Origin of the sequence: Blautia sp. HCN-20427, assembly GCF_037890365.1 — a bacterium.
Taxonomy (GTDB): Bacteria; Bacillota; Clostridia; order Lachnospirales; family Lachnospiraceae; genus Blautia.
Window position 1 is genome coordinate 14,820 of the sequence record NZ_JBBKBX010000023.1, and the last position, 20,918, is coordinate 35,737.

The 20,918-nt window shown below is 43.9% G+C and carries 22 protein-coding genes, 1 pseudogene and 1 riboswitch; of the genes and pseudogenes, 17 read left to right on the forward strand and 6 right to left on the reverse strand.

The window, feature by feature from the left end; all coding sequences use genetic code 11:
• The first annotated feature begins 1 nt into the window (after position 1).
• Genes cobT through WKT17_RS13110 form a run of 10 tightly spaced genes read left to right on the forward strand, consistent with a single transcriptional unit; the run spans position 2 to position 9,040 of the window.
• The gene (gene cobT, locus WKT17_RS13065) at positions 2-1,051 is read left to right on the forward strand and encodes a nicotinate-nucleotide--dimethylbenzimidazole phosphoribosyltransferase (RefSeq protein WP_291683231.1); all 1,050 of its coding nucleotides are present in this window, start codon (positions 2-4) and stop codon (positions 1,049-1,051) included.
• Positions 1,052-1,064: 13 nt separating this feature from the next.
• Positions 1,065-1,613 (forward strand): bifunctional adenosylcobinamide kinase/adenosylcobinamide-phosphate guanylyltransferase, encoded by a 549-nt coding sequence (locus tag WKT17_RS13070; protein ID WP_291683232.1) that lies wholly within the window; start codon positions 1,065-1,067, stop codon positions 1,611-1,613.
• A complete protein-coding gene (locus tag WKT17_RS13075; RefSeq protein WP_173749615.1) occupies positions 1,614-2,387 on the forward strand; it encodes an adenosylcobinamide-GDP ribazoletransferase in 774 nt (257 codons plus the stop codon).
• Positions 2,388-2,409: 22 nt separating this feature from the next.
• On the forward strand, positions 2,410-2,796 hold the full coding sequence (locus tag WKT17_RS13080) for a bifunctional adenosylcobinamide kinase/adenosylcobinamide-phosphate guanylyltransferase (RefSeq protein WP_173749614.1): 387 nt from the start codon (positions 2,410-2,412) through the stop codon (positions 2,794-2,796).
• A complete protein-coding gene (locus tag WKT17_RS13085) occupies positions 2,789-3,394 on the forward strand; it encodes a histidine phosphatase family protein (RefSeq protein ID WP_173749613.1) in 606 nt (201 codons plus the stop codon). The genes WKT17_RS13080 and WKT17_RS13085 overlap by 8 nt, the downstream gene beginning before the upstream one ends.
• Complete coding sequence (cbiB, locus tag WKT17_RS13090; protein WP_173749612.1) at positions 3,387-4,367, forward strand: adenosylcobinamide-phosphate synthase CbiB; 981 nt, start codon at positions 3,387-3,389, stop codon at positions 4,365-4,367. The genes WKT17_RS13085 and cbiB overlap by 8 nt, the downstream gene beginning before the upstream one ends.
• Positions 4,368-4,378: 11 nt before the next feature.
• Entirely contained in the window at positions 4,379-5,461 is a 1,083-nt protein-coding gene (locus WKT17_RS13095; RefSeq protein ID WP_291683233.1) for a pyridoxal phosphate-dependent aminotransferase, read from the forward strand.
• Positions 5,443-6,951, forward strand: coding sequence for a cobyric acid synthase (locus WKT17_RS13100; RefSeq protein ID WP_173749610.1), 1,509 nt, complete (start codon positions 5,443-5,445; stop codon positions 6,949-6,951). Before WKT17_RS13095 ends, WKT17_RS13100 begins: the two co-directional genes overlap by 19 nt.
• 13 nt (positions 6,952-6,964) lie before the next feature.
• A complete protein-coding gene (locus WKT17_RS13105; RefSeq protein ID WP_173749609.1) occupies positions 6,965-7,615 on the forward strand; it encodes a precorrin-8X methylmutase in 651 nt (216 codons plus the stop codon).
• A gap of 21 nt (positions 7,616-7,636) precedes the next feature.
• Entirely contained in the window at positions 7,637-9,040 is a 1,404-nt protein-coding gene (locus WKT17_RS13110) for an NADase-type glycan-binding domain-containing protein (RefSeq protein ID WP_291683234.1), read from the forward strand.
• Positions 9,041-9,109: 69 nt separating this feature from the next.
• Here WKT17_RS13110 and WKT17_RS13115 read toward each other — a convergent pair whose 3' ends face one another.
• Positions 9,110-9,754, reverse strand: a complete 645-nt coding sequence (locus WKT17_RS13115) for a GNAT family N-acetyltransferase (RefSeq protein WP_173749607.1) — start codon at positions 9,752-9,754, stop codon at positions 9,110-9,112.
• Positions 9,755-9,843: 89 nt separating this feature from the next.
• Between WKT17_RS13115 and WKT17_RS13120 the strand changes: the two genes are divergently transcribed.
• The 4 genes from WKT17_RS13120 to WKT17_RS13135 all read left to right on the forward strand — a co-directional run bounded on the left by WKT17_RS13120 (position 9,844) and on the right by WKT17_RS13135 (position 14,251).
• Complete coding sequence (locus WKT17_RS13120; protein WP_291683235.1) at positions 9,844-10,668, forward strand: MerR family transcriptional regulator; 825 nt, start codon at positions 9,844-9,846, stop codon at positions 10,666-10,668.
• 162 nt (positions 10,669-10,830) lie between these two features.
• Positions 10,831-12,927: an immunoglobulin-like domain-containing protein gene (locus WKT17_RS13125; protein WP_291683236.1), complete on the forward strand. Its 2,097-nt coding sequence runs from the start codon at positions 10,831-10,833 to the stop codon at positions 12,925-12,927.
• Between the two features lie 208 nt (positions 12,928-13,135).
• Complete coding sequence (locus tag WKT17_RS13130) at positions 13,136-13,819, forward strand: HAD family hydrolase (protein ID WP_291683237.1); 684 nt, start codon at positions 13,136-13,138, stop codon at positions 13,817-13,819.
• A gap of 30 nt (positions 13,820-13,849) precedes the next feature.
• Positions 13,850-14,251 carry a DUF3221 domain-containing protein gene (locus tag WKT17_RS13135; protein ID WP_291683238.1) on the forward strand — a complete coding sequence of 134 codons (402 nt, stop codon included), beginning with the start codon at positions 13,850-13,852 and terminating at the stop codon, positions 14,249-14,251.
• A 63-nt stretch (positions 14,252-14,314) separates the two neighbouring features.
• Here WKT17_RS13135 and WKT17_RS13140 read toward each other — a convergent pair whose 3' ends face one another.
• The 5 genes and pseudogenes from WKT17_RS13140 to WKT17_RS13160 form a co-directional block, all read right to left on the reverse strand.
• Complete coding sequence (locus WKT17_RS13140) at positions 14,315-15,103, reverse strand: sirohydrochlorin cobaltochelatase (RefSeq protein ID WP_291683247.1); 789 nt, start codon at positions 15,101-15,103, stop codon at positions 14,315-14,317.
• A gap of 270 nt (positions 15,104-15,373) precedes the next feature.
• Positions 15,374-15,994: pseudogene (locus WKT17_RS13145) on the reverse strand (energy-coupling factor ABC transporter ATP-binding protein); the annotation flags it as partial.
• Positions 15,973-16,749 (reverse strand): cobalt ECF transporter T component CbiQ, encoded by a 777-nt coding sequence (gene cbiQ, locus WKT17_RS13150; protein WP_173749600.1) that lies wholly within the window; start codon positions 16,747-16,749, stop codon positions 15,973-15,975. The gene cbiQ and the pseudogene WKT17_RS13145, both read right to left, overlap by 22 nt.
• Before the next feature lie 24 nt (positions 16,750-16,773).
• On the reverse strand, positions 16,774-17,076 hold the full coding sequence (locus WKT17_RS13155) for an energy-coupling factor ABC transporter substrate-binding protein (protein ID WP_173749599.1): 303 nt from the start codon (positions 17,074-17,076) through the stop codon (positions 16,774-16,776).
• Between the two features lies 1 nt (position 17,077).
• Entirely contained in the window at positions 17,078-17,824 is a 747-nt protein-coding gene (locus tag WKT17_RS13160) for an energy-coupling factor ABC transporter permease (RefSeq protein ID WP_173749598.1), read from the reverse strand.
• 150 nt (positions 17,825-17,974) lie between these two features.
• A riboswitch (cobalamin riboswitch) is annotated at positions 17,975-18,155 on the reverse strand.
• A 156-nt stretch (positions 18,156-18,311) separates the two neighbouring features.
• On the opposite strand from WKT17_RS13160, the gene hemA reads away from it, so the two are divergent.
• Genes hemA through hemC form a run of 3 tightly spaced genes read left to right on the forward strand, consistent with a single transcriptional unit; the run spans position 18,312 to position 20,909 of the window.
• The gene (hemA, locus tag WKT17_RS13165; protein ID WP_173749597.1) at positions 18,312-19,541 is read left to right on the forward strand and encodes a glutamyl-tRNA reductase; all 1,230 of its coding nucleotides are present in this window, start codon (positions 18,312-18,314) and stop codon (positions 19,539-19,541) included.
• Complete coding sequence (locus WKT17_RS13170) at positions 19,531-20,031, forward strand: precorrin-2 dehydrogenase/sirohydrochlorin ferrochelatase family protein (RefSeq protein ID WP_291683239.1); 501 nt, start codon at positions 19,531-19,533, stop codon at positions 20,029-20,031. The genes hemA and WKT17_RS13170 overlap by 11 nt, the downstream gene beginning before the upstream one ends.
• On the forward strand, positions 20,019-20,909 hold the full coding sequence (gene hemC, locus WKT17_RS13175) for a hydroxymethylbilane synthase (RefSeq protein WP_173749595.1): 891 nt from the start codon (positions 20,019-20,021) through the stop codon (positions 20,907-20,909). Before WKT17_RS13170 ends, hemC begins: the two co-directional genes overlap by 13 nt.
• The last annotated feature ends 9 nt before the right edge of the window (positions 20,910-20,918 follow it).

Here is a 20,918-nt window from a genome sequence, read left to right on the forward strand (position 1 = left end):
AATGAATTTACAGGAGACTATCGAAAAAATTAAGCCGTTGAATCAAGAGGCTATAGCGTATACCCAAAAGCGTTGGGACAGCATTGCACATCCCCTTCACAGTCTTGGAAAGCTGGAAGATATGGTAGTACAGATTGCCGGTATTACAGGCAGCCCGGATGTGCAGAAACCCAGAAGAGTGCTGGTTCCCATGTGTGCAGATAACGGTGTGGTAGAGGAAGGTGTTACCCAGACCGGACAGGAGATTACAGCTCTGGTGGCAGAGAATTTTCTTCAGACAAAGGCGGCCTCCAGCATTATGTGTAAAAGTGTAGGCTGTGATATTTTTCCTGTAGATGTGGGAGTGGCTTCAGAGGTTAGTATCCTGAACCGCAAAATCGCATACGGCACAAAAAATATGGCAAAAGAGCCTGCTATGACCAGAGAACAGGCTGTCCAGGCTGTGGAAACAGGTATCGAAATTGCGGAAATGATGAAAGAAAAAGGTTATGATATCATTGCCACAGGAGAGATGGGAATTGGAAATACAACCACCAGCAGCGCTGTTGCGTCTGTGCTTTTGGACCTTCCGGTGGAAACTATGACCGGACGCGGCGCAGGACTTTCCACACAGGGATTTCATAAAAAAATCCAGGTTATCAAGGACGCCATTGCCCTGCATAAGCCGGATAAAGAGGATGCCTTAGATGTACTGTCAAAGGTAGGCGGCTTTGATATTGCGGCCATTGCAGGTCTGTTTTTAGGCGGTGCAGCCTTACAGATGCCGGTGATCATTGACGGTGTAATTTCAGCTACCGCAGCGTTGGCAGCGGCAGCAATCTGTCCTCTTGCAAAAGAATATATGCTGGCTTCCCATGTATCCAAAGAACCGGCAGGCTCCCTGCTTTTGGAAGCTCTTGGAAAGGAAGCACCTCTGCACTGCGATATGTGTCTGGGCGAAGGCACCGGAGCTTTGAATCTCTTCCCCCTTCTGGATACGGGACTGGCTGTGTACAATGGCATGAGTGATTTCAGCGGCTGGGGTATGGAGGCCTACAAACCTTTAGATTGATGGAGCACAGTATATGATTACAGTCATTACAGGAGGCAGCGGCAGCGGGAAATCTGCCTATGCCGAAAAAATAGTTACGGATTTTGGAGACCTGGAAAGGATTTACATTGCCACCATGTTTCCTTTTGATGAGGAAAGCCACCAGCGAATTGCCCGCCACCGCCAGATGCGGGCAGAAAAAAAGTTCTCTACCATAGAGTGCTATACCGGATTGAAAAATCTGAAAATTCCACCCAAAAGCTGCGTGCTTCTGGAATGTATGTCAAACCTGACGGCTAATGAAATGTTTCAAAAAGACGGGGCAGGAGAGCATACCGTGGAAGAAATTTTAGAGGGAGTACGCAGCCTGCAGACCCAGGCAAAACAGCTGGTAATTGTGACAAATGAGATATTTTCAGACGGCATTTCCTATGATACAGAAACACAGAGATACGAGAGCTATCTGGGGGAAATCAATCAAAAAATTGTCGGTATGGCGGACTGTGCCGTTGAGGTGGTTTATGGAATTCCTCTGTTTTTTAAGGGAAATGCAGAAAAATTTACAGAAAAGAAGGACAGATAAATGGGACGATTGTGGAACAGTTTTAAGATTGCGTTTTCGATGTATTCCAAAATACCCATGCCGAAAAGTGAATGGACAAAAGAAAATATGCGCTACATTATGTGCTTTTTTCCTCTGATTGGCGTGATTATCGGGGGACTTACCTGGCTGTGGGGGTACTTTGGGAAAGTTCTTGTCAGCAGCCATGTTTTTTATGCGGCTGTTCTGGTTCTGATACCGGTAGCGGTAAGTGGGGGAATCCATCTGGATGGGCTTTTGGATACCTCAGACGCTCTTCATTCTTATCAGCCCAGAGAACGAAAACTGGAAATTTTGAAGGACTCCCATGCAGGCGCATTTGCTATTATTACAGCAGTGGTGTATTTCCTTTTATACCTGGGTGTGTACAGTGAAATAACGCTGAAAAGTCTGCCGGTGGTCTGCATTGGCTTTGTACTTTCCAGAGCCTTGGGAGGCTTTTCCATAGCCGCATTTCCCATGGCAAAAAACACAGGGCTGGCAGCCGCTTTTTCCGATGGAGCACAGAAACAATGTGTGAAAATGGTATGTGCGATTTACGGAATTCTCTGCGTTGTCTCAATGCTGGCTTATGACCCTCTCATTGGAGGCTGCGCGGTTCTTGGAGCTGCTTTGGAATATCTGTATTACTACAAAATGTCTATGAAAGAGTTCGGCGGCATTACAGGAGATTTGGCGGGTTTTCATATGCAGATGAGTGAGCTGGTTATGGCATTCTTCTGCGTTGCGGGAGAAATTATCAGCAGATTTTTATAGAGAAAAAGGAAAGGATACGAGGATGAAATTAATCATAGGCGGTGCATTTCAGGGAAAAAAAGAATACGCAAAACAGCAGTTTTCTCTTCAGGAAGACCAGATGAGAGATGGAAAAGAAGCTGATTTTGAAGAACTTTTCCGTGTTCCCTGTCTTTACCATTTTCATGAATGGATTCAGAAAGGGCTGAAGCTGGGATGGGATTTTGACGGGATTACCGAAAGGCTTTTACAGGAAAATCCTGAACTGATTCTTATCTCCAATGAACTGGGATACGGGGTAGTTCCCATGGAGGCTTTTGACCGGACTTACAGAGAAACAACCGGGAGAATCTGTACAAAAATAGCTGCAGAAAGTCAGATGGTTATCCGGGTTGTCTGCGGTATGGGAATGGTGATAAAAAATGCTTAAAATCATACTGATACGTCATGGAAAAACTTATGGAAACACCAAAGGAAGATACATCGGGTCAAGGACAGATGAGCCTTTGTGCCGGGAAGGAAGAGAGTCTCTTCAAAAGAGGAAATATCCCAAAGCAGAGCTGGTGTATGTAAGTCCTATGAAACGCTGCATGGAGACTGCACAGTGCATTTATCCGGGAATTTCCATGGAAAGCAATGCCTTTTTAAAAGAATGTGACTTTGGATTATTTGAAAATAAATCCTACGAAGAACTGTCTGACTGTCCGGAGTATCAGGCCTGGATAGACAGTAACGGGACTCTGCCTTTTCCAAAAGGAGAGTCGCAGGAAAGCTTTAAAAAACGCTGCTCCAGAGGATTCGCCCAGTGTGTGGAGCAGGCCCTGCAAAGAGGGATTCAGCAGGCTGCCATGGTTGTGCATGGAGGAACCATCATGAGTATTCTCTGTGCTTTTGCTTCTCCAAAGGGAGCATATTTTCAGTGGCAGATTGGAAACGGCGAGTACTATGAATTGACGATTGAGGAAGAAGTATGGAAGAAAGAACAGGCAGTCAGCCTGGTGAAGAAAGGAACTTTTGGCAATGATTAAGTGGACTGCAGCGGCCCTGATTTTGGGCTTTTTAATAGATTTGCTGCTGGGAGACCCCAGGTGGCTTTACCATCCCGTGCGTATCATCGGAAACAGTATTTCTCTTCTGGAAAAATGGCTGCGGAAAGTATTTCCTGCCACAAAACAGGGGGAACAAAAAGCCGGGCTGGTACTGGTAATGCTGATTTGTGCGGGCAGTGGTCTGATACCGCTTTTGCTTTTATGTGCCGCATATAAAATCCATGTGGTTCTGGGCTTTTTGGCGGAAACTTTTTTCTGTTATCAGCTTCTTGCCACAAAGTCTTTGAGGGACGAGAGTATGCGGGTATACAGGGAACTGAAAAAGAAAGATTTACCGAAAGCCAGATACGCAGTTTCCATGATTGTAGGAAGAGATACGGCAGAACTTACGGAAGAGGGCGTGACAAAAGCCACTGTAGAAACCATTGCAGAAAATACCTCAGACGGCATTATTGCACCTCTGTTCTATATGGCAGTGGGAGGTCCGGCTCTGATGTTTCTGTACAAGGGAATTAATACCATGGATTCTATGGTGGGATACAAAAATGAAAAATATTTGTATTTTGGCAGATATGCGGCAAAGCTGGATGATATTGCTAATTATATTCCGGCCAGAATCTCAGCCTGGCTGATGATTGCAGGGGCTTATATTACAGGTATGGACGGGAAAAATGCAAAAAAAATTTTTCAGAGAGACCGTTATAACCATGCCAGTCCAAACTCTGCCCAGACGGAAGCTGTTATGGCAGGTGCACTGGATATTCAGCTTGCGGGAAACGCATACTATTTCGGAAAACTTTACGAAAAACCCACCATTGGAGACCCTCTGCGTGCCGTAGAATGTGAAGATATTCCGCGCGCCAACCGTCTGCTGTATGTAAGCGCCGGACTGGGAACCTTCGTGTTTGCTGCTTTGCGTTTGCTGGCAGTGGGAATTTGGGGACTGCTTTAAAGGAGAACATTATGGCAAATTTACATATTCACGGGGGAGATGTATACCGGTATCCCCATATGCTGGATTTTTCGGCAAACTGTAATCCGTATGGAATGCCGGAGGGCGTTAAAAAGGCGGCAAAAGAAGCCGTAGAAAAAGCAGATTGTTATCCGGATGTAGAGTGCACCGCGCTGCGAAAGGCTCTGTCTTTGAAAGAACAGGCACCTATGGAGCAGATTATCTGCGGCAACGGAGCTGCGGATTTGATTTTCGGACTGGTACTGGCATTAAAGCCGAAAAAGGCCCTTTTGCCAGCGCCTTCTTTCGCAGAATACGAGCAGGCGTTACAGGCGTCCGGGTGTGAAATTCGCCATTTCTTTCTGCGGGAAGAAGAAGAATTTGTACCGGGGCAGGACTTTATAGAAGAGATTACCGAAGACACAGATATGGTTTTCTTCTGCAATCCCAATAATCCTACAGGAGTTTTAAAGGATTTGGATTATATAAAAAAGATTGCAGAAAAGTGCAGGCAGTGCGGCACATTTCTGGTATTGGATGAGTGTTTTGTGGATTTCACAGAGCAACCGGAAAACTATACGATGAAGCCGTTTTTAGATGAATATTCCAACCTGTTTCTCGTGAAGGCCTTTACAAAAAAATATGCCATGGCTGGCCTCAGACTGGGATACGGATTTTGCAGTAACACAGAAGTCCTGGAACATATGCACCGCGTCATGCAGCCCTGGAATGTGTCTGTTGTGGCACAGGCAGCAGGCGAAGCAGCCTTAAAAGAAAAGGATTATGCAGAGGAAACACTGAAAAAAATTCAGATAGAAAAAGAGATTTTATTAAAAGGGTTAAAGGCCAGAGGACTTCGTATTTACGGTTCAAAGGCAAATTATATTTTCTTTCAGGGACCGGAAAACTTAAGAGAAGACGGCTTAAAACAGGGCATTTCTATTCGGGACTGCAGCAACTATGTGGGACTTGGGGAAGGATACTACCGGGTTGCAGTCCGGACAAAAGAAGAAAACAAAAAGCTGCTGGATGCGTTAGATGCAATACAGCGACAAAGTGGAAAGGAAGAGGGATTATGGCAAAAGCAATTATGATACAGGGCACAATGTCCAATGCGGGGAAGAGCCTGCTGGCTGCGGGACTCTGCAGAATTTTTAAACAGGACGGGTATAAAGTAGCACCTTTTAAATCCCAGAATATGGCACTTAATTCCTTCATTACAGAGGAGGGTTTAGAGATGGGAAGGGCGCAGGTTATGCAGGCAGAGGCTGCAAAAATCAAACCCTCTGTGCTCATGAATCCCATTCTTTTAAAGCCAACCAATGACATTGGAAGCCAGGTAATTGTCAATGGGGAAGTTCTGGGAACCATGAGCGCCAGAGACTATTTTGCTTACAAAAAACAGCTTCTGCCAAAGGTAATGGAGGCTTATCATAAGCTGGAAGAAGAGTATGATATTATTGTTATTGAAGGTGCGGGCAGTCCGGCAGAAATCAATTTAAAACAGGAAGATATTGTAAATATGGGAATGGCCAGACAGGCCAAAGCCCCGGTTCTTTTGGTAGGAGATATTGACAGAGGCGGTGTTTTTGCACAGCTTATGGGAACTATTTTTCTGCTGGAGGAAGACGAGCAGCAGATGGTTAAAGGCATGATTATTAACAAGTTCCGCGGGGATAAAACGATTTTAGACCCCGGTGTGGCAGCTCTGGAGGAGAAAACCGGAATTCCTGTGGTGGGCGTGGCTCCTTATATGGAACTGGAAGTGGAGGATGAAGACAGCCTGACAGAGCGTTTTGGAGGAAACCAGGAAGTGGACCTTATTGACATTGCAGTGATACGCGTGCCGAGAATCTCTAATTTTACGGATTTTAATGCCCTAGAGGTAATCCCCGGCGTCTCTGTGCGCTATATCAAACATGCAAAGGAACTGAAAAATCCAGACATGATTATTCTTCCCGGAACGAAAAATACCATGGAAGATTTACTCTGGATGCGTCAGAACGGACTGGAGGCAGCTGTACTGAAAAAAGCGGCGGAAGGCAAGGTGATTTTCGGTGTTTGCGGTGGATATCAGATGTTGGGAGAGTCTCTATCTGACCCCGACCATGTAGAAGCCGGAGGCGAAATCAAAGGTATGGGACTTCTGCCTATGCATACTATTTTCAGAGACTCCAAGACCAGAACCAGAGTGCAGGGCCGTTTCCCACAGGTAAAGGGAATTCTCCACACTCTGACGGGAACGGAACTGGAAGGATACGAAATTCATATGGGAGAAAGTATACTTTCAGAAGGAGCAGAACCTTTCACAGAAATCACAGATACTGTGAAAATGGAATCGAAAACAGACGGGGCGGCCTGCAGCAATGTGTACGGTTCTTATGTGCATGGAATTTTTGATAAGGAAGAAGTAGCGAAAAAAATTGTGGAAGCCTTAGGGGAGGCCAAGGGAATGGATGTTTCCCAGATGACCAGCGTGGACTTTGCACAGTTTAAGGAAACCCAGTATGATAAACTGGCAGACGGACTTCGGAAACATTTGGATATGAAGAAAATATATGAGATTCTGGAACAGGGAATTTGAAAGGCGGACAAGTATGAAAGTGCAACTGGAAAATGTAAAACCAAAAGAAATCGAAACCAGAAGTTTTGAAATTATTACAGAAGAACTGGGAGAGAAAAAGCTGACTCCCGAAACCGAATTGATTGTAAAAAGATGTATCCACACCAGTGCAGATTTTGATTATGCAGAGAACTTGTGCTTTTCTGAAAATGCGGTGGAAAAAGCCCTTGAGGCGATTAAAAACGGAGCATGTATTGTAACGGATACCCAGATGGCAAAAGCCGGTATCAATAAAAAAGCACTGGCAAAATATGGCGGAGAAGTATATTGTTTTATGTCGGATGAAGATGTGGCAAAACAGGCAAAAGAACAGGGAAGCACCAGAGCCACTGCCAGTATGGATAAAGCAGCTTCTATGGGAAAACCGTTGATTTTCGCCATTGGAAACGCACCTACAGCATTGGTTCGGCTATATGAACTGATAGAAGAGAAAAAAATTTCTCCATATTTGATTATAGGGGTTCCTGTAGGCTTCGTAAATGTGGTACAATCAAAAGAAATGATTATGGATACAGAGGTTCCTTATATTGTGGCCAGAGGCAGAAAGGGAGGCAGCAACATTGCGGCATGTATCTGTAATGCATTACTGTACATGATTGACAATGAAAGAGATTACTGGAAATAAGGTTTCCGGGAAAGGACCATTATGAAGTGTGAAAGATGCGGGAAAGAACTTTCAGATGCGGATTTATACTGTGACCGGTGCGGACAGGCCGTATTTCCGGAATATATGGATGAGGCGGATGTCTGGGCCTATTATAAATCGGACGAGGAACTGGAACAGATTCTGAAAGGGGAAAAAGAAGGAAAATCTCAGGAGCAAAAAAAGCAGCCGGAGCAAGCCTTAAAAAAAGAGGAAACATCTGCGGAAAACTCGGATGAAGCAGCAGAAAAGCCGGAGAGCGGCAAAAAGGGGTTCTGGGGCAGACGCAAAGAAAAAAAAGAAACAGAGGCGGCAGCTCCTGAAGAAAAAACGGAAGATGGGGCTGTGGAAACAGACAGCAATGAGAGCTCCGAAAAGTTTATAGAGCCGGTAACCGAGACAGAAAACGAGGCGCCGGAAAATACGGAGGATATGGCTGAACCGGAAGAACCCACAGTGCATACAGAAGTTATGACAGAAACGCCGGAAGTCCTGGAGGCGGAAACCGTGGAAACGCTGCCGGAAAAGGCACTTCTGGAGGAGAGCCAGGCTCACAGTGAACTGGAATCTGTTGCTGAAACCGTCAGCAATGAAGAAGAGGAAGAAAACTTTTTTGCAGAAGAGGACGATGAAGAAGAGGATGAAGAGGACGAAAAGGAAAAGCGAAATCTGACGCCGGAGGGCAAGAAAGCCAGAAGACGCAGGATTCTTTTGGCGGTTCTGTTTTTGCTTTTGTGTCTGACAGCGGGCATTTTCCTTAGTCTGCGTAAAATGAAAGAAATGGAGCAGCAGGAAAAAGAATATTATCAGCAGTTGGATTCTGCGGCAAATACAGAAAATACAAAGCAGAAAGAAGCATCAGAAGAAAACACTCAAAAAGCATCAGAAGAACCTGCAGCAGCTGAGGATAAGAAAGAGACGAAAAAAGAAGAGTATTTCAAGCTGGTTTCTGCAGAAGATGTGGATTTTTCCAAGTATAAGAAAATTCAGCCCACATCCACAGAAGAAAATTCCGTAAAACAGTCGGATTCTTACGATTACAGTGCTAAAAGCGCCATTGATGGAGACACAGCCTCTTCCTGGCAGGAAAATGAAGACGGTTCAGGCGAGGGAAAGGGAATCAAACTGACGTTGGATGGAAACCACAAAATACGGTATATAGTTTTGTATCTGGGAAACTGGCGGAGTGATGAACTCTGGGATTATAATTCCAGACCGAAAGAATTGACGATACAGGTGGGAGAAACACAGAAGAAAGATGTGAAGTTTTCCGACGAAAAGAAAAAATTCTGCCTTTCTTTTGATGAACCTGTAGACGCATCCTTTGTTTCTCTGTATATTAAATCCGTGTATGAGGGCTCCAGATGGCAGGATACCTGTATTTCAGAAATTGAATTATATGAATAAATAATAGAAAGAAACAAACGTGATTATAAGGGGCGACAACACTTGAGGCTGTCGCTCCTTGATTGCTACTTACTGGACTTTCTTTTCTCCTATCTGATAATCATAAATAAAGAACGTCATATCCCCTTTTTCGCCTTTTATGTCTATGATTTGCTTTTTCTCACACCGTCTTGTCAATCCCATGTGTTCATAAAATGGATAATTGCAACTGGTATCTGTGAACAGGTAAAAGTTGGAAATATCTTGCGACTTCATGTAGTCAACAACAGTTTGAAATAATTTTTTTCCCAATCCTTTGCCACGACATTTTTCACTGATTGCAAAGAACGCCAGCTCACCTTTGTACTTCTCTTTACAGGCAGAAAGCAATGCTTTATCGATTCCTTGCACAGCCGCAAATATTTTTGAGATTTCTCGTCCCTCTTTGGATATGTAAAGCGAAACGATAGATTTTAGCCATTTCATACGCAAAGAAAGCCGGCATTTATGGTTTTCAATATCTTTCCCCATGATAATACCAACTGGCTCACCGTTTATTTCTGCAACTTTTGTAAAGGTCTGATTGGTGAGACAACTGCTCAAATAAACTTTTGCCATTTTTGCCGCTGTCTTAGGAGAACAAAAGCGGTCATACTTCCATGCTTCCCGCACTATATTTTCCAGCGCCTGATGGTCTGTTTTCTGATACTCTCTTAGGATAATCTGTTCATTCATTTTTGCTTGTTTCCTCCATTTCTTGCTTTGCTACTTCTCATGGCATATAATAAACCGTACAGTAACAGTACAGTCAAGGGGGATTTTCTATGTTTTTTGATACAAATAAATTATTTACAATCGGACAATTTGCAAAACTGCACGAAATCAACAAAAAAACGCTCATGTGGTATGATAAAGTCGGCATATTAAAACCTGCTGTGATAAAACCGAATGGCTATCGGTATTATACATATCAGCAGAGTTCCCTACTGGAAACCATTCTTATGCTGCGGGAATTAAATGTGTCAATCTCAGAAATACAACACTTTTTGAATAACCGGTGTGCGTTTTCTTTAGAAAGTCTGTTGACTGATAAAATAACAGAGCTGGACAACACCATATCTCATCTTAAAGCTATCCGAGCCGTTATGAATGAGAAAAAGCAAAATATGACGCATATCCGCACGTTAGATATGTCCGGCTTCGAAATTGTTGAAAAGACAAAAGCACATTATTTCGTAACTGTCCCTACCACAACGGTTACATCATTTGAAAAGGAAATAGAAATGGTCGTAGATGAAACGAAAAAGTATCAATTACATCGTTTACATGACGCTTCCTATGGAGCTATGTTATCCGTCAAAAATCTATACAATGGCAATCTCAATGACTATTCCTTTTTGTATATTGAATTACCAGAACCAACGCATAAACAGGGACTTCACATACAGCCCAAGGGGAAATATCTAAGGGCTTTTTGTAAAGGAGATTGGAGTAAAATTCCAACCCGATATGAAGAAATTCTTTCCTATGCAGAGCAGCATTATTTACAATTTTCCGGCTTTGCTTATGAAAAAGGCCTCAATGAGCTTGTCATTGACACTTTTGATGATTATATTACGCAGATTGAAATACCAGTTCAAACGGAATAGTGTACTGTGGTCTTTCATATTTTGTGAATTACTTTACCGCATATATGGTTAAATTGCCGGATATCAACCATAAAATAGCGATTTATCCGACATTTTGCTTTCTTATTTAGGGATATGGAGTTATAATCTTTCTATAAAAATTAGAAAAAGGAGAAGGTGCCTATGAATTTTAAGAAAGCAGCAGCAACGAGTTCTGCAATTGTAATTGGGGCAACAACAATTTTGACAGGAATTCCGACTTCTGTATCTGCCGCACAGGTTCATACGGAAGTGGTACAGCAAGAACTTTCTACAAAAGAAACACAGGCAGAAACAAAAGTTGGGGAAGACACAAAAAAAGAAGTAAAATCGGAAACTGAGACAGAAACCACTCCGAAACAGGAAAAGGTAAAAGAAGAATCAGAAGCGCAGCAGCCTGAGAACTCAAAAGAAGAAACTCCAACAGAGGAAAAAACAGAGGAAACTCAGCCAGTAGGAATTAAAATTGATGAAACGAATTTTCCGGATGCAGTTTTTCGGGCAGAACTGGAGAAAAAATCTTATGGTGAGGACGGTGTCTTAACTCCAGAGGAAATAAGTAAAATAGATCGGCTTAGTATTAATAATCCGAAAATAACTTCATTGCAGGGAATTCAGTATTTTACCGAACTGACAAGTATATATATTGCGAACACCAAGATAACCAATTTAGATTTAATCGGTTTGAATAAAATGGATACGATACACATGGCTTATAATTCCCAGTTATCGTCATTGAAAATTTCTTTACCGGCGCTTAAAAGCCTGAGTTGTAGCAACAATGGGCTGACGACTTTGAGTATTGACGCCCCGGCTTTGGAACTCTTGAAGTGTCAGGGGAATAAACTGACTTCTCTGAGTGTGGATGGTTCAAAGGTGAGAAGTATAGAGTGCTATAATAATGAACTGCAAACTCTTTCCTTGAATACACCGGCTTTGGAGGTTTTGAATTGTTCCGACAATCAATTGACTTCCCTGGATGTGTCTGATATGAAAAGTTTGACATCCGTGACTTACGACAATAATCCTCCATTAAAAACTCTGGATTTCAGAGGATGTGACAATCTGGAAAGAGGATATCATTCACAGAATCAGGAAACCGTTTATATATCTGCTGGCATGACGAAGTATATTGGTTGTCATGTAGTGCCTGAACATACAGGAAACCTGATTATTGATTTGAATGGTTATTTCATCGTAAATTCGGATGGAAGCAAATCGGTAGATTTGAATCAGGTCATCTCGCCTGCTTTTATTAAGGTTCTGGAGAAAGAAGGACATGCCTGCTTTGATTCAGAGACACATGTTTTAACGATTCCGGCACAAGATAAAGCCACGGTATTAGAGGCCGGATTTGACGGTCAGATAAATTCAACAAAATGGACCTTTTATACAGATATCACGGCCGTGGATGACTGTGTTGTAAAATTTGACAGCATGGGCGGTACTTTGGTGGACGACCAGATGCTCAGCAATGGAGAGAAGGCTGCGGAACCAACGGTTCCTGTGAAAGAAGGTTATATTTTTACCGGTTGGTACACGGATAAAGAATGTACCACTTTATATGATTTCTCTGCGCCGGTGACAGCAGATATTACACTTTATGCAGGCTGGTCCACTCAGGCCGTGAATACACCGCCAGTGATTACAGCCGGAGATATTACGCTGATGGTTGGAGATACTTTTGACCCATTGACCAATGTGACAGCTACAGATAAGGAAGATGGAAACCTCATTCTGACAAAAGATAACATTGCAGCAAATGATGTAGATACCAAAAAGGCGGGAACCTATCACGTTACTTATAAAGTAACAGATAAAAATGGAGTTTCTACAGAAAAGACCATTACAGTAACAGTAAAAGAAAATACCCCGCCTACCATTACAGCCAAAGATATAACGCTGAAGGTAGGGGACAGCTATAATCCTCTGTCCGGTGTTACAGCAGAAGACAAAGAGGACGGAAAAATCACCTTGACAAAAGACAACATTATAGCAAATGATGTGAACACGTCAAAAGCGGGAACCTATCATGTTACTTATAAAGTAACAGATAAAAATGGAGCTTCCACAGAAAAGACCATTACCGTGACTGTGAAAAAAACTACAAAAACAAGTGCAACTACGAAAAAGTCACCGAAAACAGGTGATATGGCAAACCTGGGTCTGCTGACTTCCATGTTAGCCGGTTCTTCCGGACTGATTGCCGTTTTAAAAGGAAAGGGCAGAAGGAAAAAATAAAGGAATTTTAAATACTTTACAAAAAGAGGCCGCCTTTGGGCAGCCTCTTTTTGTTGCTGAAAAGTATCGCATCTCTCACCGCTTTAAAAGCAGAAAAGAAATGACAATATTGAAGTATCATGCTATTATTTATGAATGATACAAATCTATGATATAGGAATTTAAAAATTCTCAGTTGTAAAGAATTTCAGACAGGAGGAATAACCGCATGAATTGGAATATACCACCGCTTTTTCCGGTAAAAGGCGTTATCTTTGATATGGATGGCCTGATGCTGGATACGGAACGAATGATTCAATATAGTTGGGAAGTCACAGGAGGAGAACTGGGATACTCCAATTTTGGCAGCAATATTTTGCACACTTTGGGCATGAGCCGGACCCAGAGAAATCAATATTTTCTGGAAAAATACGGGGAGGATTTTCCGCTGCAGCAGTTTACAGACCGTTATCATGAGGTTTATCATACCTGTGAACGGGAACATGGGATTCCGCAAAAGAAAGGACTGAAAGAGCTTCTGGAACTTTTAAAGCAGAGGCAGATTCCCATGGCTGTGGCAACTTCTACCCATAGAGAGCACACGATACCGGAATTGAAACGACAGGGGATTTTCTCTTACTTTCAGGAAATTGTTACAGGAGACATGGTAAAAGAGGGGAAACCTAATCCCCGTATATACCAGCTTACCTGCGAGAAGCTGCAGCTATGGCCGGAGGAAGTACTGGCCTTGGAGGATTCTTATAATGGAATCCGTTCTGCCAGCCAAGCAGGCACGAAAGTCATTATGATTCCGGATATTCTCACGGATGATACCCCGGTAAGTTCCTATCTGTACGGGAAAATGGAATCACTGACCCAGGTGGCCCAGTGGATTTCTGGACAGAAAAAATAAGATCCAGATATGAATAGGAGGATTGGCTTTATGAAACGAAAAAGGAAACTTTTATTCGTTGTTGTTTTCGTTTTATATACAGTGATACTTGCTGGTATTTCTTTTTTCATTGGAAATGAAAGCACAAGAAAACAGATAAAAAATTTAGCAGATGAGGGTACGGCAGAAACGTTCTATGCTGAGATTTCGGACAGAAAAAATAATTTTCTGCGAGTAACAGGGCTGGAAATAAATGATATAAATTTTCGTGGAGATTTTGTTTTTTCCATTGATGAGGAGACAAAAATGACGTGGAGATATACAGAAATCTCTGCGGAAGATTTGGACATAGGTGATACTGTTTCCATCACTTTTACCGGAGGAATTCAGGAAACAGCACCTGCAAAAATTACTCATGTGACGCAAATACAATTACTGGAGGATGAGAAATAAAACCAGAACAGAAAAAGCCTGTGCATCCGTCTGCCAGAAAGAATACACAAGCTTTTTTGGCTGTCAGGCTTCTAAGACCTGTAAGTGTTCGACCAGAAGTTTCCGGATTCCCGAATATTCCCCCAGTCCTTTGACTACCGGCTCTACTTCGTATCCGGCAGCTTTAAACTGACTGTACCAGGATTCCGGGTCATCCCCTGCCATATCGTTTTTCGCATGGTCGCCTGCCACAATCATAAAGGGAGCCAGAACCACTTTAGAAGGTTCATATGCCTTTACCATACGCAGAAGACTTTCCATGGTAGGATAGGCCTCCACTGTTCCCAGGAAGATGTTTTCATATCCCTTATCTTTAAAGGTATAGTCCAAAGCCGCATAGATGGAGTTGGCATAATGGGTTGTGCCGTGTCCCATAAGCACCAGAACTTCTTCTTTCTTCAGGTGGGAAAATTCTTCAGCCACAGCCTGGATGACGCTCAGATTGTCCTGCTCGCTGGTAAGAAGGGGATCCCCGAAGGAAATAGAATGAAAATATTCCTGATAAGACAAAGCGTCTTCTTTCATCAAATCATTTTCAATTCCATTGATAACATGGGTGGGCTGCACCAGCACGTCGGTGATACCGTCTGCCCGCATTTGTTCCATGGCTTCTTTTACCGTGTTGATATGAATATTATCGCGCTTGTTTACTTTTTTGATAATCATCTTGCTGGTCCAGGCCCGATACAGAGGGTAATGGGGGAAGGCCTGCTGCATATCCCGTTCAATAGCGTCGATGGTGACTTCCCTGGTATCGTTATGGCTGGTGCCGAAACTTACTGCCAGAATGGCCTTTCTGGTTTCGTTTGACATGATTTTCTTACCTCCGTAGTGTGGATTCAAATTTACTTCTGCAATATATTGTTCCAGTGCCTTCAGATTTTTCGGCAGCGGAAGAGAGGATTTCAAAATCCCTTTTTTGCACAGGCTTTCGAAAAGCTCCAGAACCGCCGGGGGCTCCAGATTGGTCTGCCTTAAAGCTGCCCGGTTTCCGAAAACTTCGGCGGGGCTGCCGTGCATCAGCACCCTGCCTTCGTGAAAGAGCATGACTTCGTCCGCCCATTCATAGGCATAATTGACGTCATGAGTGGCCATGAGTACCGTAATGCCGTTTTCTGTCATGCGGTCTACAATGTGGTTGACCATAGTGGTGTGTTTGGGGTCTAAAGCTGCCGCAGGTTCGTCTAAAATAATAATGTCCGGGTGCATAACCAGAATGTCGGCAATGGAAACCTGCTTTTTCTGTCCTCCGCTTAAAGCATGGGTGGGTTTGTGGCGAAAAGGAGTGATTTCCAGATAATCAATGACTTCCTCCACTTCTTTTTTTGCCTGGTCTTCGGAAATCCCCAGGTTTAAAATTCCAAAAGAAATTTCCTGGTACACGCTGGCAGAGAAAAGCTGGTTGTCCGGGTCCTGAAACACAATGCCCACTTTGCTGCGCAGATGTAATAGTCCCTTTTTGTTATAGTTCACTTCTTCTCCGTTAAAATACAGTTTTCCCGACTGGGGTTTATGGATTCCCGTGCAGCAGAGGAAAAACGTAGACTTTCCGCTGCCATTGGCTCCCATAAAGGCCACTTTCTGTCCCCTTCGGATTTCCAGGGAAAGTCCGTTTAAAGAGTGGGAGTTGTCATCATCATAGGAAAAATGCAGATTATCGGCTTTTAATATCATATCTGAATTCATGAAAAAAATCTCCTCCATACAGCAAAAATAAATAAGGCGGTATCGAATGCCACAATGGCAGCAATGATTCGTTTCCTGGGAGGCCGGTTTTCCGACAGAACCCGTATGGTGCCGTCATAGCAGCGGGCTTCCATAGCGTCGTAGAGCCGGTTGGAACGTTGTACCGCCCGTATCATCAGCACAGATCCCAGCATACCGAAGGATTTCAGAGACGTCCGGTAATCCTTATTTCCCAGTCTGCAGTTTTGGGAAGTGGAAATGGCAGAAGCCACATCCAGCAGTACGAAGATAAACCGATAAATCAGCAGCATCAGTTCAATCAGCAGACGGGGACAGTGCAGTTTCCGCAAAACCTCCAGAATATCGGGCATTGGGGTGGTAAAGGACAAAAAGTACAGGCAGGAAACCGCGGAAAGAGCGGTGAGAATCAGCTGTACCGCATAAAAAAAGGAATGGTAGCTTGCCGTCAGATACCAGTTTCCAAGGGGAATGGCAAAGAAATCCATGGGAACCTGTTTTAAATTGAACATAATGGCTATGGTACTTAAAAACAAAAATGCCAGAGGTACGGTGAGAAACTTAAGATAACGCAAAACAGGGACTCCCCCTTTCCAAACGGTAAGAATCCCTGTCACAGCTAATACGATACCTGCCACCGCAGTCGAACGACTCATTACACAGATACACAGTGTAATCACTGCAAAGGCAAATTTCTCACTGGCATTTTCATATCTAAGCCGGGAATTGTAACACAGCTTATCAATGACTATCATAGAAACTCCTTTCGCCAGAGAACTTTAGTTTTCATCTTTCATCCATTTTTTACGCTCTACAAAACGTCCCATAAAAAAGGCAATGACGCCTACGCCAATACCGGTCTGGAGACAGAAGAGCAGGCTTTCCACTTCGCCGGGAAGTTCTCCGCCAATGAGCTTTTCAAAAATGGGGGTTGCCCAGGGTTCATAGGAGGAATCCACTTCCTCTACCACGGTGCTTCCGGCATCGTCGGAACCGCCGAATTCCGCGTCTTTTAAGACAAACAGCGGAACAAATGCAATTAAGAAAATAACGAGAATGGCCAGAATGACTTTTTTCTTCATCTTATTTTCCCTCCTTTAAATAACCAATCGCACGAAGTTCCGGTTTAGCATAGGTTTCCAGACCCATGATAATCAATACCGTGATGACGCCTTCAATAAGAGCCAGAGGAACCTGTGTAGGTGCAAATACCAGCAGGAATTTGCCTACTGCAGCGCCAAAGGTGGTATCCGCATGATGGGCAAGAGCCATCTGTACCGCAGTCACGCAGTATGTAAATAAGTCACCTAAAAATGCGGCCAAAAATACACAGACTTTTTTATCCACATTGGCCTTTTTCAGCACAACATAAAGACCATAAGATACAAAAGGTCCTGCGATTGCCATGGAGAATGTGTTTGCTCCAATCGTAGTCAGTCCGCCGTGTGCCAGTAAAATAGCCTGGAACAGGAGAACAATCAGCCCCAGAATGGAAACGGCAGACGGGCCAAACAGAATTGCTCCAAGCCCGGTGCCTGTCATGTGAGAACAGCTTCCGGTTACGGAAGGAATCTTCAAGGAAGAAATTACAAAGACAAAGGCGCCGGACATAGCCAGCAGGGTGACCAGATTTCGGTGTTCGTTTAAAGTTTTTTTGATAGACATGAATCCTGCAATGAGAAACGGTACGCACAGGACACCCCATGCGATGCAGAATCCTCCCGGAAGGTAACCTTCCATAATGTGCATGGCACTGACGGTTGGGACAATGCCGAAGGTAAGCGCAAAGGCGCTTGCCAGTACCAGAATACGTTTTTGATTTTTACTCATTTTTCTTCTCCCTTCTGATTTGCATGAATAAAATAAAAAACCTGTACGGCAGGGACCGACAGGCATCAGAAGAACAAGAGGTTATAGCAAGGTGAATAGATATGCTATGAGCCAACCTGTTCTTACACAAGGCCATCGTTCGTAACCTGTGTAAATCGCATGTATAAGGCAGGTCTTCTGACTCAGGTATCTTTGCTGCATTTTGCCTTCCCATTACAACAGTGGCATATTAAAATACAGCTCCTCCATTACAGCGGCGTGACCGTGTAAGATTTTCACTTAACTTTCCTATTCTCCTGCATAGCAGGCACCGTTATACATTCAATTCTTGTTCCATTGTAGCATATAGGGAAATTTTGTCAATGTTTTGTCAAATGAAATTGTACAAAAATCACAAAATACTTAAGTTGCACCCAAAAGAATTCTATGCTAAGATGAAAAAAGATTTTTAAGAAAAGCAACAAAAGATATGGGAGATTAAAAAACAATGAGTATTTCCATGATTGGCATTGACTACAGCAGAGCAGCCGTGGACATCCGCGCACAATTTTCTTTTACCAAGAAAAACGCTGTAGCTGCAATGGAACATTTAAAGGAAGAACCGGGCATTGCAGGCTGTATTATTTTGTCTACCTGCAACCGAATGGAAATTTGGGCAAGCACCACGGAAGACTGGCAGGGTTCTCTCTATGAATTTTTGTGCCGGGAAAAAGGGAAAGAACCGGCAGAATATGCACAGTATTTTGCGGAAAGGACAGAAGAGGAAGCAGTAGAACATCTTTTTTATCTTACCAGCGGTCTGAAATCCCAGATTCTGGCAGAAGACCAGATCATTACCCAGGTAAAGGATGCTCTGAGTTTGTCCAGGGAAGCCTACTGCACGGACAATGTGCTGGAGGTACTGTTTCGCATGGCGGTGACGGCAGCCAAGAAGGTAAAGACAAAAGTCATCTTTTCCAGGGGCAACAGTTCCGTGATTCATCAAGCCATTCACTGCCTGGAGGAAAAGGGCTTTTCCTTGTTTGGCAAAACCTGCATGGTTATCGGAAACGGAGAAATGGGCAAGGTGGCGGCGCTGGCTCTTAGAGAAGCAGGTGCAGAGGTGACGGTTACGGTGCGCCAGTATCGAAGCGGCATTGTCAATATCCCTAAGGGCTGTGAGCGGATTAATTACGGTGACCGGGGAGAATTTCTGCCTCAGTGCGATTTGGTTGTCAGCGCTACGGCCAGTCCTAACTATACACTGACCAGGGAGCTTCTGGAAACCGTCCCGCCCGTGGAACATCTGGTATTGATTGATTTGGCCGTACCAAGGGATATTGAACCCTCTGCCGGAGAACTTTCCGGTATTACCCTGTACGACATAGACAGCTTTAAGATTGATGCGGTTTCTCCGAAGCTGCAGCAGAGTCTGGAAAAAGCCGGGGAAATTTTGCAGGAACAGATGGAGGATTTTTACAACTGGTATGGCGGCAGAGACTTAATTCCCAGAATCCAGGACATTAAGGCAGAGGCGGTGCAGGATTTAAATCTCCGGATACTGAAAATTCTGCGGAAAACTCCCATGGAAGAAAAAGACCGGGAAAATCTGCTGCAGGCCATTGATACAGCTGCGGCAAAGGTGGTTAACAAAATGATGTTCGGGCTGAAGGATTCTCTGGAAGAAAAGGAATTTTTAAACTGCGTGGAAGGACTGGAAAAACTGTATGAAAACTGAAAAGGAAAATAAAAAATTTTTTCCTGTGTTTATAGACCTGAGCACAAAGAGAGTCGTAGTGTTTGGCGCGGGGAAGATTGCCACAAGGAGAGCAGAGACGCTGCTGTCTTTTGCAGGGGAGCTTATCGTCATTGCTCCGGCCTGTACAGAGAGGATTGCACAGCTTTTTGAGGAAGGAAAGCTGGTATATAAAGAAAAACCTTATGACCGGGAAGATTTGTATGCAGCAGATGTGGTGCTGGCTGCCACAGATGATACAAAAGTCAATGAGGACATTTACAGCGCCTGCAAATGTCTGGGGATTCCGGTGAATACGGCCAGCAATCAGCAAAAATGTGATTTTCATTTTCCGGGTATTCTGGAATATGAAGGCGTGGTGCTGGGCTTTAACGGCAGCGGAAAAGACCACAAAAAGGTAAAAGAGGTCCGCGAAAAAACCCGGAAAGCCCTGGAACAAATCCGAAAGGAAGAAGAAAAATGCGAAAAATAATCATTGGAAGCCGGGAGAGCAAACTGGCAGTGGTGCAGAGCGAAATGGTGAAAAAGGCCATTGAGGACAGCCACGAAGACATAGAGGTGGAGATTTACACCATGAAAACCACGGGGGATAAGATTCTGGACAGAACCCTGGATAAAATCGGCGGGAAAGGACTCTTTGTAAAAGAATTGGACAAAGCTCTTTTAGACAGAAAAACGGACATTTCCGTGCATAGCTTAAAAGATATGCCCATGGAAGTACCAAAAGAACTGCCGCTTCTGGCTTTTTCCAAAAGAGAAGACCCAAGGGATGTGCTGGTACTTCCCCAAGGGGTACATACGCTGGATAAGACGAAACCCATTGGCTGTTCCAGTCTCCGGAGAATTTTGCAGTTAAAAGAACTGTATCCGGATATGGAGTGCAAAAGCGTAAGAGGCAATGTCCAGACCCGTTTGAAAAAACTGGACAGCGGGGAGTACAGCGCTCTCATACTGGCTGCGGCAGGACTGAAACGGCTTGGGCTTGAAGCACGGATTTCCCGGTATTTTCAGCCGGAAGAGATGATTCCCGCTGCAGGACAGGGAATTCTGGCAGTGCAGGGACGGGCAGGAGAGCCTGGGGATTATCTGAAGGAATTTTCCGACTTGGAGGGATTCTATGCGGCAGTGGCAGAACGAGCCTTTGTCCGGCATTTAGACGGCGGCTGTTCCTCTCCTGTAGCAGCCCATGCCGTAGTCCGTGAGAAGGAAATCGTCCTTCGGGGCTTGTATTATGATGAAGAAACCGGAAAATATGAAAAAGGCATGATAACCGGTCCGGCAGAAGAAGGGGAAACGCTGGGTATTTCTCTTGCACAAAAACTGCGTGATACATGCAAAAATCAAGAATAAAGGAGCAGA